General features: G+C 64.9%; 12 protein-coding genes and 9 tRNA genes. 8 read left to right on the forward strand and 13 right to left on the reverse strand.

Annotation, left to right across the window (positions count from 1 at the left end; translation table 11 throughout):
- Positions 1-60: 60 nt before the first annotated feature.
- From E1742_RS06785 to E1742_RS06805, 5 genes are all read left to right on the forward strand, one after another.
- Positions 61-636: a hypothetical protein gene (locus E1742_RS06785; RefSeq protein ID WP_134384127.1), complete on the forward strand. Its 576-nt coding sequence runs from the start codon at positions 61-63 to the stop codon at positions 634-636.
- A gap of 68 nt (positions 637-704) precedes the next feature.
- Positions 705-914, forward strand: a complete 210-nt coding sequence (locus E1742_RS06790; RefSeq protein WP_134384128.1) for a hypothetical protein — start codon at positions 705-707, stop codon at positions 912-914.
- A gap of 63 nt (positions 915-977) precedes the next feature.
- Complete coding sequence (locus E1742_RS06795) at positions 978-1,922, forward strand: hypothetical protein (protein WP_134384129.1); 945 nt, start codon at positions 978-980, stop codon at positions 1,920-1,922.
- A 107-nt stretch (positions 1,923-2,029) separates the two neighbouring features.
- Positions 2,030-3,187 (forward strand): methyltransferase, encoded by a 1,158-nt coding sequence (locus E1742_RS06800; RefSeq protein ID WP_134384130.1) that lies wholly within the window; start codon positions 2,030-2,032, stop codon positions 3,185-3,187.
- Between the two features lie 64 nt (positions 3,188-3,251).
- Positions 3,252-3,328: transfer RNA gene (locus E1742_RS06805), tRNA-Met, on the forward strand.
- Between the two features lie 102 nt (positions 3,329-3,430).
- Here E1742_RS06805 and E1742_RS06810 read toward each other — a convergent pair.
- Complete coding sequence (locus tag E1742_RS06810) at positions 3,431-3,865, reverse strand: GFA family protein (RefSeq protein ID WP_134384131.1); 435 nt, start codon at positions 3,863-3,865, stop codon at positions 3,431-3,433.
- A gap of 134 nt (positions 3,866-3,999) precedes the next feature.
- Here E1742_RS06810 and E1742_RS06815 point away from each other — a divergent pair, with 134 nt between their 5' ends.
- The 3 genes from E1742_RS06815 to dbpA all read left to right on the forward strand — a co-directional run bounded on the left by E1742_RS06815 (position 4,000) and on the right by dbpA (position 7,515).
- Positions 4,000-5,640: an acid phosphatase gene (locus E1742_RS06815; protein ID WP_229466592.1), complete on the forward strand. Its 1,641-nt coding sequence runs from the start codon at positions 4,000-4,002 to the stop codon at positions 5,638-5,640.
- A gap of 132 nt (positions 5,641-5,772) precedes the next feature.
- On the forward strand, positions 5,773-6,018 hold the full coding sequence (locus E1742_RS06820; protein ID WP_134384133.1) for a hypothetical protein: 246 nt from the start codon (positions 5,773-5,775) through the stop codon (positions 6,016-6,018).
- Between the two features lie 84 nt (positions 6,019-6,102).
- Positions 6,103-7,515, forward strand: coding sequence for an ATP-dependent RNA helicase DbpA (gene dbpA / locus E1742_RS06825; protein WP_134384134.1), 1,413 nt, complete (start codon positions 6,103-6,105; stop codon positions 7,513-7,515).
- Between the two features lie 54 nt (positions 7,516-7,569).
- Here the strand turns inward: dbpA and E1742_RS06830 are convergent, their stop codons facing one another.
- The 12 genes from E1742_RS06830 to E1742_RS06885 all read right to left on the reverse strand — a co-directional run bounded on the left by E1742_RS06830 (position 7,570) and on the right by E1742_RS06885 (position 12,675).
- Entirely contained in the window at positions 7,570-9,165 is a 1,596-nt protein-coding gene (locus tag E1742_RS06830; RefSeq protein WP_134384135.1) for an amidase, read from the reverse strand.
- A gap of 212 nt (positions 9,166-9,377) precedes the next feature.
- Complete coding sequence (locus E1742_RS06835) at positions 9,378-9,953, reverse strand: elongation factor P (protein ID WP_134384136.1); 576 nt, start codon at positions 9,951-9,953, stop codon at positions 9,378-9,380.
- 67 nt (positions 9,954-10,020) lie between these two features.
- Positions 10,021-11,175, reverse strand: coding sequence for an elongation factor P maturation arginine rhamnosyltransferase EarP (earP, locus tag E1742_RS06840; protein WP_134384137.1), 1,155 nt, complete (start codon positions 11,173-11,175; stop codon positions 10,021-10,023).
- A gap of 69 nt (positions 11,176-11,244) precedes the next feature.
- A tRNA-Glu gene (locus E1742_RS06845) sits at positions 11,245-11,320 on the reverse strand.
- 74 nt (positions 11,321-11,394) lie between these two features.
- Positions 11,395-11,470 (reverse strand) — tRNA-Glu (locus tag E1742_RS06850).
- 133 nt (positions 11,471-11,603) lie between these two features.
- Positions 11,604-11,921, reverse strand: a complete 318-nt coding sequence (locus E1742_RS06855) for a hypothetical protein (protein WP_134384138.1) — start codon at positions 11,919-11,921, stop codon at positions 11,604-11,606.
- Between the two features lie 43 nt (positions 11,922-11,964).
- Positions 11,965-12,040: transfer RNA gene (locus tag E1742_RS06860), tRNA-Glu, on the reverse strand.
- A 45-nt stretch (positions 12,041-12,085) separates the two neighbouring features.
- A tRNA-Ala gene (locus E1742_RS06865) sits at positions 12,086-12,161 on the reverse strand.
- Between the two features lie 32 nt (positions 12,162-12,193).
- Positions 12,194-12,269 (reverse strand) — tRNA-Glu (locus tag E1742_RS06870).
- Positions 12,270-12,300: 31 nt separating this feature from the next.
- Positions 12,301-12,376 (reverse strand) — tRNA-Ala (locus E1742_RS06875).
- A 113-nt stretch (positions 12,377-12,489) separates the two neighbouring features.
- Positions 12,490-12,565, reverse strand: a tRNA-Glu gene (locus tag E1742_RS06880).
- A gap of 34 nt (positions 12,566-12,599) precedes the next feature.
- Positions 12,600-12,675, reverse strand: a tRNA-Ala gene (locus E1742_RS06885).
- Positions 12,676-12,743: the final 68 nt, after the last annotated feature.

The following is a 12,743-nucleotide window of genomic DNA, read 5'->3' on the forward strand; positions in this document are numbered from 1 at the left end:
GGCCGCGCGGCCTGTCCCCGACGTTAAGTATATATAGCGCCTTGATTGAAAGAGGACCGCATGACCTGCAGCCGATCTGCAAAAACATGGCAAATCGTACTCTGCATTGGTTACGCGCTGCTGCACCAGCCGGCCACTGGCGCGCCGAACGCCGCGGATCGTGCAGCGGTGCTGGCCGCGGTCGCGACGATCCGGAACGTCATGCGCGAGCCAGACAGTTTTGCGTCGCTTCTCAACCGCCAGCTCCGGCTGAGCAGCTGCTACCCGCTGACGAGCGGCCCGCAGGCATGTTCCTACTGGGCGGCGGAGCTGAACGAAGACTGGCCCGTCGCGCTGACGTCGCTGTATATCCACTCGATGCGACGGTTCGGCGACAGCGGCGGCACGGCGTTCTGGCAGGTGCGGCCGGGACTGTGCGTCACCACCGGGGAGATCGAGCTCCCGGCCGGCGTCCGGCGCGACCTCGAAGCACCGCTGATAGACTTGTTCGCAGGCTCCGAGGAGGACACCGCGGTGGTGCGCAGGTTTGCGCTGCAAAACCTGAACCCCGGCTGGGGCAAGGTCGAACTGACGGTGCAGACCCGCGACAACTGCGTCAGCACTTTGACGCTGGAACTGGCCCGGTCGCGCAACTGACCGGCGCTCCGTGCAAGGCGTTCCTGCTAGAATCAGTCCCTGTCCCGCCATATCAGAAGAACCGTACCATGTTGAAAGCCCCCCGCACCCTGACCTTCAAATGCGCCAAATGCGCCAAGGCCGTCCAGGTATCGCTGCAAAAAGTCTCCGCCTGCTCGCACATCACGCCCTATTCCGGCGTCTGCTCGTGCGGCGAGGTGAAACTGCATGCGATCGGCCAGCCGGAAGCCGTCCAGGCCTACCTGGCGTCGAACGGCCTGTGGACGCACCACCACTGATGACCTAAAGTTATCCGCGGCGCAGCCGTTGTCCTTCAGCAGACACTCTCATAGAGGCTCATCATGACTTCGATTTCGCCGTTCGGTAACCGTTACAACACCCAGCTGACGGGGTCCGGCCAGCAGCCGGCCCGCGCCGACACGGACAAGCGGGCTGCCCCCGTCAAGGTACCCGACAGCGGCAATGTCGCCTTGTCCAGCAGCGGGCTCGATTTGCAGCAGCGCGTGGCGGGCCTGGGCAATGCCACCATCGACCTGGCGCAGAACCTGCTCGGCAATTTTGCCGGGAAGCTCTTCGGCGACGCGATGAAGGGCGCGACGATCGATTTCGATTCGGTCAGCCTGGAATCCACGTCCACGTTCGCGGCCGGCGCGATGCATGCCGAAGGCGCCAACGGCGTCGCGGATGCGGCAGCATTCAGCCTGACGGACAGCGCGCACTTTCTCGGCAAGGGCACGATCACGCTGGCCGATGGCCAGAAATACGACTTCGAAGTCGAGGTACAGTACGAGGCGTCATTGACGGCCGGCGCCGCGACCCGCAGCGAGAAGGCGCCGGACGACAAGCGCGCCGCCGCGCTGCCAATGGTCGAATTCCCCGAGATCGACTGGGCCGGCGGCCTGTCCGACCTGTTCAAACTGATGGACAAGCATATCTCGGCCAACATCAAACGCAACGACACGCAGGACACGCTCGGCACCCTGTCCGCGCGGCTGTTCAAGCTGGTCAACAGCGAGAAGTCGGCCGACACCTACGCCCCGCCCACCGCGACACAGGTCAAAAATGCCGCCAGTGCCTATGGCGCCGGCGCGCCGGTGAAGGATGGCCCCGTGCGCGCCGCGGGGCCCGACCCGGTGGTCGACACGCAGACCACTGCGGATGCGAAAGGACCGATGCGCGCGCCGGCCCCGGACCCGGTCGTCGACACGCAGACGCAGCCCGTGAAGAGCGGCGGCGATATTCCCCTGACGATTTCCACCACGCCGCCAGCGGGCGACGCGGCCTGACAACGGAAGCGATAACCAACAACGCCGGCCCGCTATAATGGCAGACCACACGAAACCGCCTGTGCAGGCGGTTTCGCCATTTTTACCGTCCTCGAACCGAAAGCATCATGCAACCAGCCGCCACCACCCCACTCATCCACTGGACCGAACAGGGAGAGGAGCGCAGCGCGCGCTGGCATTCGGAAGCGGGCATGCCGCCGCCGAAAAAAGTCATCGTTGCCGACGACACCACGAGTGCCGACACGGCCTACCGCCTCGCCTGCGAAGGCACGGCGCTGCTGTGGCGCGGCGACTTTCATAACGCGCGCCAGCTGCTGCAGGCGCTCGCGCGCCGCGCGGACCATAAGCATGGCAAGGGCAAGAAGAAGGCACCCAAAGTGCCCGCCACGCCGGCCGAAGCATTCCACCTGCACCGCCAGGCGCAATCGCAGCGCGCCCGCACGCTGGCGATGCTGCTGATTCCGTTCGAGCCGGGCTACGAAATCCCGCTGCGCCGCGCGCCGGACGTCAAGCTGGCCTGCAACGAGGCGTACGGCCGCGGCGAAGATGCCTTCGTCATCTCGCTGCGCGAGCTGCAAGGGCTGATCGGCGCGCACGAATGGCGCAAGACGGGTGTCGAGATCCCGGCGCTGGGCGCGCGCATCCACCCGCACTATGGCGTGTTTTCGCCCGTGCGCGGCGAATACGTGCAGCTGGTGGCCGATACGCCGCTGCCGCGTGCTGCAAAGGCGCTGGCGTTCGATATCGGCGCCGGCACCGGCGTGCTGTCGGCCGTGCTGGCCCAGCGCGGCGTCGAGCACGTGATCGCGACGGACATGGATCGCCGCGCCCTGTCCTGCGCCCGCGACAATATCGTGCGCCTGGAACTGGACGAACAGGTCGAGCTGCTGGAAACGGACCTGTTCCCACCCGGCCGCGCCGCGCTGGTCGTCTGTAACCCGCCGTGGGTGCCCGCGCGCCCGTCGTCGTCCATCGAAGCGGCCGTCTTCGATCCGGACAGCCGCATGCTGAAGGGCTTCCTGGCCGGGCTGAAGGACCACCTGACGGAAGGCGGCGAAGGCTGGCTGATCCTGTCGGACCTGGCCGAGCACCTGGGCCTGCGCCCGCGCGCGCAACTGCTCGAGTGGATCGCCGGCGCGGGGCTGCAGGTGCTGGGCCGCCAGGACGTGCGACCGATCCACCCGCGCGCCACGGACGAAAGCGACCCGCTGCACGCCGCCCGCTCTGCCGAGCTGACGTCGCTGTGGCGCCTGGGCGCCGCCTGACCCCACACCGAGCAGATTCGTCCTTGCATAAATAAACTACCCGGTATATAATTCTTGCCTCAGACGCGGGGTGGAGCAGTCTGGCAGCTCGTCGGGCTCATAACCCGAAGGTCACAGGTTCAAATCCTGTCCCCGCAACCAGATTCAAGAAAGCCGCTGATTCTTTACAGGATCAGCGGCTTTTTCATTGGCGGCGCACCGTTCGATGCGTGACAGTGGGGACCGAACTGTGATCCGGTCGTATCACGGCTTGCTGAACAGCTCTCCGTCCCAGCCTTCCAGATATTTCGGCAATGCGTCGTCGATGTCGATCACGCGGGTCCCGTAGTACAAATGCAAGGTGGGCGCCAGGCCGGCTGGCAACCTGCCGCCATGGGCGCGCGACGTCAGGCTGTTTGGCACGACCCGCATGCCCAGCCGGTTGGTGCCGAACAGCGTGTCGCCACAGTTGGCACAAAAGGTGCGGGCAAGATGCCGGTCGGGATGACGGTACGTCACCAGTGAGTCGCCGGTCACCGTTACGGCGTCGGCCGGCCATGCGGTGGCGGACAGCATCGCCGTGCCGTAGGTGTCGCGGCAAATACCGCAGTGACAGTGGGCGCGTGCGGCAGGCTCGCCATGCAGGCGCAACTCGGCGGCGCCGCACAGGCAGGCGGCGGTGATGCGGGCAGGCGTCATCGATGCACCTCTCTGTCGGAAAGACGACGATTGTCGCGCAACGATGGCAGCGTGACAACCCTCCGATGCCTTTGCCAGCCTTTAGCGCGGTGCTACACTCGGCGGTTTCAACGACCTTAGCCGAGGAGCCGCGCGTGTCGGACCATAACGATCTCCCATCCAATCCGGCGCGCCGCCGGCTGCTGCAGGCCGCCACCGCCGCCGGCGTCGTTGGCGCCATTCCCACCGCCGCCGCGCCCGCGCAGGCGAAAACGACAATCGTCAAGGGCTCGCTCGATGCGAAGCTGAAGGCGCACGTGAAGAACGTCGTCGTCATCTACCTGGAGAACCGCAGCTTCAACAACCTGTTTGCCAACTACCCTGGCCTGGCATCGCCGCTGGCGGAGGTGCCGGCCGAGCAGTGCCGCCAGCGCGACGTGGATGGCAGCGTGCTGCCGGAACTGCCGAAGGTCTGGGGCGGCGCCGTGCCCGTGCCGCAGGATATCGCCGGCGTGCGCTACGAGCTGAAGGAGGACGCTATCCAGGGCCTGGCGAACGCACCGTTCGCGTTGAAGGATGCCGCCGGCAAGCCGCTGCCGGAGGCCGTCATCACGCGCGACCTGCAGCACCGCTTCTACCAGAACCAGATGCAGATCAATGGCGGCAGGAACGACGGCTTTGCCGCCTGGTCCGATGCGGGCGGCCTGGTGATGGGCTACTACGGCGAGACGGAACATAACCTGGGCCTGTGGCAGGTGGCGCGCCAGTTCACGTTGTGCGACAACTTCTTCATGGCGGCCTTTGGCGGCTCCTACCTGAACCACCAGTTCCTGATCTCGGGCCGCACGCCGGAATACTTCCATGCCGCCGAGACGAAGGCGAAGAAAAAGATCGCCGCCACGGCCGATGGCGTCCGCGGCACGCGCCTGGCGATTGCAGCGGATTCGCCGAAGTCCGCGCTGCTGGGCCGCGTGAAGTTCGTCAACGACGGCGCCATCACGCCGGACGGCTATGCCGTCAACACGATGTCGCCACCGTACCAGCCCAGCTACGTGCGCCCTGCCCCGGGCGGCGATCCGCTGCTGGCCGACCCCGGGGACGCCAGCACGCTGCCGCCGCAGACGTACGACACCATCGGCGACCTGCTGTCGCGCAAGGGCGTATCGTGGGCGTGGTATGGCGGCGCATGGCAGGCGGCGCTCGACGCCAAGGGCGGCGGTTCGAAACCGAACTTCCAGGCCCACCACCAGCCGTTCAATTACTTCGCCAACTATGCGCCCGGCACCGACGCGCGCGCACGCCACCTGCGCGATGGCGGCCTGGGCGACAGCCCGATCTCGAACCGTTTCCTGGCCGACGTCGTTGCCGGCAAGCTGCCGGCCGTCAGCTTCTACAAGCCGCAGGGGAACCTGAACCTGCATGCCGGCTACTCGGACATCGAGTCGGGCGACCAGCACATCGTCAACGTGCTGCAGCACCTGCGCCACTCGCCGCAGTGGCAGAACATGGTGGTGGTGGTGACGTTCGACGAGAACGGCGGCTGGTGGGACCACGTGGCGCCGCCGCAGGGCGACCGCTGGGGCCCGGGCTCGCGCGTGCCCGCGCTGGTCGTGTCGCCGTTCGCCAGGCAGGGCGCCGTCGATCACAGCTTCTACGACACCACGTCGATCCTGCGCTTCATCACGCGCCTGCACGGCCTGCCATTGCTGGAAGGCCTGCTGGAGCGCAACCGGGCGTTTGCCGCGCGCGGCGCGCAGCCGCCGGGCGACCTGACGGGCGCGCTGGCGTTCCGCTGATGTAAAGTGCTCACTGCGTGCCCTGCGACACGGCCCGTTGTGTTACACTGCGGGCCGCTTTACATTGAGAGCCCGACTGTCACAGCCGGGCTTTTGTTTTTCGGGGCGCTTCAGCCGCCCCCATGACGGACCATGAGAGACAAAAAAGATAACGCGACGTTCGACCTGCCCGGCTTCGGCCCGGCGGAGCCGATGGAGCCGGAGCCGAAGCGTCCGCCGCCGCCCCGTCCACGTCGCACTGCGCTGAAGCAGGAACAGATGGAACTGCTGGAACCGACCGATGCCACGGGCCTGCCCGTATGGCAGCGCGACGCCAGCCTCGACCTGACGGGGCTGCCCGTCTGGGGCGCCGGCGATGACCGCCGCCACGGCGACTGATACACCCTGCGCCGGTTCGCCGTGACGCGGACCACCCGGTCAATTTGCTAGACTATTCATTCAATCCCACCGCCCGCCGCCGCCATGACCTCCGACTCCTTTGCCAGCCTGCCCCTGACCGACTCCTTCCTCGCGAACCTCGATTCGCTGGGCTATAAGACCATGACCCCGATCCAGGCACAGAGCCTGCCGTCAGTGCTGGAAGGGCGCGACCTGATTGCCCAGGCCAAGACGGGCAGCGGCAAGACGGCGGCCTTCGGCATCGGCCTGCTGCACAAGATCAACCCGGCGTGGTTCGCCACCCAGGCACTGGTGCTGTGCCCGACGCGCGAGCTGGCCGACCAGGTGGCCAACGAGCTGCGGCGCCTGGCGCGCAGCGTCGGCAACGTCAAGATCCTCGTGCTGACAGGCGGCGCGCCGATGCGCCCGCAGATCGCGTCGCTCGAACACGGCGCACACGTCGTCGTCGGCACGCCGGGCCGCATCCGCGACCATATCGGCCGCAAGACGATCGACCTGTCGACCGTGCAGACGCTGGTGCTGGACGAAGCGGACCGCATGACGGACATGGGCTTCTACGACGAGATCGCAGGCATCGTCAGCGCCTGCCCGAAACGGCGCCAGACGTTGCTGTTCTCGGCCACCTACCCCGACGACATCCGCGTGGCGACGGAAGCTTTCCTGGCCGACCCGGTCGAGGTGACCGTCGAGGCGCAGCATGACAGCGGCAAGATCGTGCAGCGCTTCTACGAGATCGGCTTCGACGAGCGCGACGCCGCTGTCGGCAAGCTGCTGAAGCACTACCAGCCCGCATCGGCCATCGTGTTCTGCAACACGAAAGTGCACTGCCGCGAACTGGTGGACGAACTGCGCGCGCAAGGCTTCTCGGCGCTGGCCCTGTACGGCGAACTGGAACAGCGCGAGCGCGACGAGATTCTCGTGCTGTTCGCCAACCGCAGCTGCTCGATCCTCATCGCCACCGACGTGGCCGCCCGCGGGCTGGATATCCAGAACCTGGAAGCGGTCATCAATGCGGACGTGTCGAAGGACACGGAAGTGCACATCCACCGCATCGGCCGCACCGGCCGCGGCGACGAGAAGGGCCTGTCGCTGACGCTGTGCGCGCCGAACGAGAAGAAATGGGTCAAGCTGATCGAGGAGTACCAGGGTGCCCCCGTCGAGTGGTATTCGATCAAGGACCTGTCGGTCGACGAATACGCCCAGGGCGACGCGGCGCCGATGATGACCTTGTGCATCTCGGGCGGCAAGAAGGACAAGCTGCGTCCGGGCGACGTGCTGGGCGCGCTGACGGGCGACGCGGGCCTGTCCAAGGAACAGGTGGGCAAGATCAACGTGACCGAATTCCAGACCTACGTGGCCATCGACCGGCGCGTGGCCTACGATGCGTTCGCAAAGCTGAATGCCGCCAGCCGCCAGGGCGGCGACTTCGGCAGCTTCAAGGGCCGCAACTTCAAGATGCGGTTCATCGAGGTCTGATGGACTGATGGGCGCCTGCGCTGCCGGGAACTGGCTTGCCGGATCCGGTGGCGGCTAACCGCGCGCCGTCACATTGACCGTGGCCGGAAACGTCGGCGCCCGCCGCAGCAGCGTCGCCTGCTCGTACGCATACGCCATCCCGATCAGCGCCGCATCGCTGTAGGCGGCGCCGACAAACGACAGGCCCACGGGCAGCCCGCGTACCTGGCCTGCCGGCACGGTGACGTGCGGGTAGCCCGCCACGGCGGCCGGCGACGAGAAACTGCCGCCGTAATGGTCGCCGTTGACGAAGTCCGTCAGCCACGCCGGTCCGCCGGTCGGCGCCACCAGCGCATCGAGCCGGTACTCGCGCATCACCTTATCGATTCCCTCCTCGCGCGCGTAGCGGCGGCACGTCGCCAGCGCCTCCAGGTATTGCTTGCTGTCCAGGCCACCCTTGCTTTCGGCATTTTCCAGGTGCTGCTGGCCGAACCAGCGCAGCTCGCGGTCGGCGTGCTTGCGGTTGAACGCGATCACGTCGGCCATCGTGGCGATGCGCGCGCCGGGCGCATACCGGCGCAGGTAATCCGCCAGCCCTGGCTTAAATTCGTACAGCAGCACCTGCGTTTCCAGGTTGCCGTATTTGTCCGTGTTCGGCACCTGCACGTCCACCAACTCGGCGCCCTGCGCCTTCAGCACGGCCAGCGCCGCCTCGATACGGGCATCGACGTCGTCATTGAGACCGAAGAAATTGCGGGCGATGCCGAGGCGCTTGCCGCGCAGGGCGTCGCGCTGCAGCGCCCTGGTGTAATCGGTGGCCCTGCCCGCCGCGTCGCGCGTGGCGTCATCGTCCGGATCGGTGCCGGCGAGCGCGTTCAGCAGCAGCGCCGCGTCCGCCACCGTGCGCGTCATCGGGCCGGCCGTATCCTGCGACGCGGCGATGGGAATGATGCCGCTGCGGCTGACGAGGCCCAGCGTCGGCTTGATGCCAACCAGCCCGCAGATCGACGCGGGCGAGACGATCGATCCGTCCGTCTCCGTGCCGACTGCCAGCGTGGCCAGACCCGCGGCGATCGCCGCCGCCGAACCCGAGCTGGACCCGCTGCAGTTGCGGTCGAGCGCGTACGGATTGCGCGTCAGGCCACCGCGGGCGCTCCAGCCGCTGACGGATTGCGTCGAGCGCATATTGGCCCATTCGCTGAGATTGGTCTTGCCCAGGATAACGGCACCGGCGGCACGCAGCCGCGCCGTCACGTGCGCATCGCGGGCGGCGCGCACGCCGTCCAGCGCCAGCGATCCGGCCGTTGTGCTCATGCGGTCCGCCGTCGCGATATTGTCTTTCAACAGGACGGGTATGCCGTGCAGCGGCCCGCGCACCTTGCGTGCCTGCCGCTCCCTGTCCATGTCCCGCGCGATCTGCAGCGCTTGCGGGTTGAGCTCGATAATGGCATTGATGCGGGGCCCGGCCTTGTCGATCCGCGCGATGCGGGCCAGGTATCGGGAGGCCAGCGCGTGCGCCGTCAGCCTGTTGGCGGCCATCATCGCCTGCTGCTGCAGCACGCCGGCATCGAGGATACCTGCCGGCCCGGACGCGGCTGCGCCATGCGCCCCCGGCAGCGCTGCGGTGCCACTGATTGCCAGTCCCAACTGTACAAACCGCCTGCGCTCCATCCTCTTCCTCCATTGTCGGGAATCGGACAAGGATAGCAGTGGCTGCGTCGCTGTTGGGGAATCGTTTGTACGGAGGGGTCTGCCTTTACTGCGGCATGCAAGGTTTATAACCTGCCACCTCCACCCGCCCGGGCGGCGCGCGGGCTGTTCACGAAAAAAAACCTCAAAAAAAAACGCTGCCCAAGGCAGCGTTTTTTCAGCAAGAGCGGATCTTAGTTACGGATCACGCGCTTGTATTCGTTGGTACGGGTGTCGATCTCGATCATGTCGTCCTGGCTGACGAACAGCGGCACCTGCACGGTGTGCTGCTTCGATTCGATCGCGTTCTCGATGCGCGCTTCTTTCAGCACGTTACCGGAGGTGTTGCCCTTGACGGCTGGCTCCGAGTACACGATCTGACGGGTGATCGTCGTCGGCAGTTCGACCGAGATTGCCTTGCCGTCATAGAAGACGGCTTCGCATTCCATGCCGTCTTTCAGGTAGTTCAGCGCATCGCCCAGGTTTTCTTCTTCGATTTCGTACTGGTTGTATTCTTCGTCCATGAAGACGTACAGCGGATCGGCGAAGTACGAGTAGGTCACCGGCTTCTTGTCCAGAACCACCACGTCGAACTTGTCGTCGCCGCGGAAGACGTTCTCCAGCGGTGCGTTCGTCAGAAGATTCTTCATCTTCCACTTGTAGGTGAAGCCCGTGCGGCTCGAACCGTTGACGTCGGAACGCAGCACGATGAATGGCTTGGCGTCAACCATGATGATGTTGCCAACACGAATTTCTTTTGCGGGTTTCATAGGAGAGTGTCTACACTAAAAATGGGTTGCAGTAACCGCCCATCATAACATGTTCTATTGGCCGCGCCTACCGCAGCGACCGCGCGAAGTCGAGCAGACTGGCGGCAAGGTCGCCGTTTTCCAACATGCGCTTCTCCCAATGGACAGCACGGCGTGCCAATAACGCCATATCGCCCTGTAATGCCATCCAACATTCGGCGAGGCTGGCGTTTTCGTTATTATCTGGCGCGCCATTCCAGCGCAGCGAGAAATCGGCCAGGCTGCCGATATCGGGACAATAACGGCCCAGAAATGCCCGCAGTTTTTTATGGTGCAGGTTTTCGTCCTGCGGATAGATATGCCAGACGAACGGTTTATGCGCCCACTGCGCGCGCACGAAGGAATCCTCGCCGCGCACGAAGTTGATATCGCAGGACCACAGCAGGCGGTCATAATCGGGCTGCGGCACGAACGGCAACACGCGCACCGTCAGCGCACCCCGGGTGGCGGCGCTGCCGGCGGCGCCGGGACCGCCAAGAAACGCCTCGACCGCCTTCGCCGCCACGCCTTCGGGCACGAGGCACGCAACCTGCGCCGCGCCGTCACGCCATGCATCGAACAGCGCGGAAACGGGCGCATGCTGGTAGCAGAACAGCGACACCTTCAACGCCGCCTGCTCGGCCGGCGTTACGCCCAGGCCGGAGAGAAACGCGGCGGACGCGTCCCTGTCGAACGCGCGGCGCCGTTCAGGCAGGTCGCCCTCACGCAACAGCCCTCCCGTATTCTCCGTAAAGCCGGGAAAATAAAAGTGCTTCGTCAGCGGCAGCCGCGGATGCATCGACGGCAACCGGTGGCAGCCTTCGACCCACTCTTCCGCCGTCAACCCTTCCAGATTGAGCCAGACCGGCTTCGGATCGCACCCTGCCATGGCGTCAATATAGCCAGGCGGAATATCCACGGCAAAGAACTCGATGACGATATCGGCCACGTCGGCCGGCGTGAACACGCCTTCCTGGCCGGCCCAGTGGCGCACGAACACGCCTTCGACCTGCTGGGACGGTGCCGCGGTATCGAGCTGCGGACAGATGCGCTGGAAGCTGTGCAGGTCGTCGACCCACAAGGTGACCACGACCCCGTGTTCGCGCGCCAGCTGGCGCGACAGGCGCCAGCAGATGCCGATATCGCCGAAGTTGTCGACAACCTTGCAGAAGATGGCAAGGCGGGGAGGAGATGGCAATGGCATGGGCTGGAAAGGTGTGGCTGAAATACAAAAAAGCCGCGCTGGAACCCAGGCGGCTTGCTTGATAATCTGTGGCGTCCCCACGGGGATTCGAACCCCGGTACTCACCGTGAAAGGGTGATGTCCTAGGCCTCTAGACGATGGGGACCCTGGACTCTTCTACTGACTGCGTTGCCCCCGCTGCATGGGCTCGAAACACTTCAAGCACTGCGGTGGCAAACCTGGCGTCCCCACGGGGATTCGAACCCCGGTACTCACCGTGAAAGGGTGATGTCCTAGGCCTCTAGACGATGGGGACGTCGTAAAAGCGTGCGCGAATTATAGCACCGCGCCTCCCGCCGTTGCAAGGGCGAAACGTGTGCCGCTCTGCAATACGTCTTGCGCCGCGGTTGCCTGGGCAAGGCCGCGCCCCCCCCTGCTGGCTTAAGGAATTACCGCGTGCGGTCGGCGAAAACGTAATCGGATTCCAGCCGCGGCGTGCGCCACGGGCCGTGCCCATGGCCGTGGCGAAAATCAGTTCGAGCAGCATCGGGATGCCGCCGCCGGTGTGCACCACCGCTTGCGCACCGCCGGTGCGCCGCCGACATGCGTGACATGGTCCGCATGCGATTCATCCTGGAGTACTGCTCGCAATCCGCGACGTACCAGCCGTGAATCGATCGAAGGCGAAGGAATTTGTTCCATTGCGGCGGCAAGACAATGCGCCGGATGCGGACAACAAAAAAGCCGCTCATGGGCGGCTTCGTCATCGACTGCTTGCTGCTGCTTTTTCTCTGCCGGCGCATCGCGCCCTGGCGTCCCCACGGGGATTCGAACCCCGGTACTCACCGTGAAAGGGTGATGTCCTAGGCCTCTAGACGATGGGGACCTTGGAACTTCGCTTACTTCAGACTTTACTGCCCTGTCCGCACTATGGTGGAGGTAAGCGGGATCGAACCGCTGACCTCTTGCATGCCATGCAAGCGCTCTCCCAGCTGAGCTATACCCCCTCTGGTGCAGACCTTTACAACCTTGCCAAACCTGGCGTCCCCACGGGGATTCGAACCCCGGTACTCACCGTGAAAGGGTGATGTCCTAGGCCTCTAGACGATGGGGACCTGGAACTACCGCACAACCTGTCTGCACCGATGGTGGAGGTAAGCGGGATCGAACCGCTGACCTCTTGCATGCCATGCAAGCGCTCTCCCAGCTGAGCTATACCCCCGCTGGCACAGACAAAATAAAAGCCGCTCATCGCGACTTTTGTTACCACTTGCTGCCTGGCTAGGACAGCGAGCTACAACAAAACATCACTTGCTACTTCTACTGCCAAACTCTTGGCGTCCCCACGGGGATTCGAACCCCGGTACTCACCGTGAAAGGGTGATGTCCTAGGCCTCTAGACGATGGGGACCCTGGAACTACCGTACTGCTTTTCTTCGCCAAACTGGTGGAGGTAAGCGGGATCGAACCGCTGACCTCTTGCATGCCATGCAAGCGCTCTCCCAGCTGAGCTATACCCCCGTTTGCGAAGAGACAGAAGTATAGCAGCCGTTACGGAAAACGCAAATACCCGTTTGAAATATTTTCCT

Source organism: Pseudoduganella plicata, from assembly GCF_004421005.1.
GTDB lineage: Bacteria > Pseudomonadota > Gammaproteobacteria > Burkholderiales > Burkholderiaceae_D > Rugamonas > Rugamonas plicata.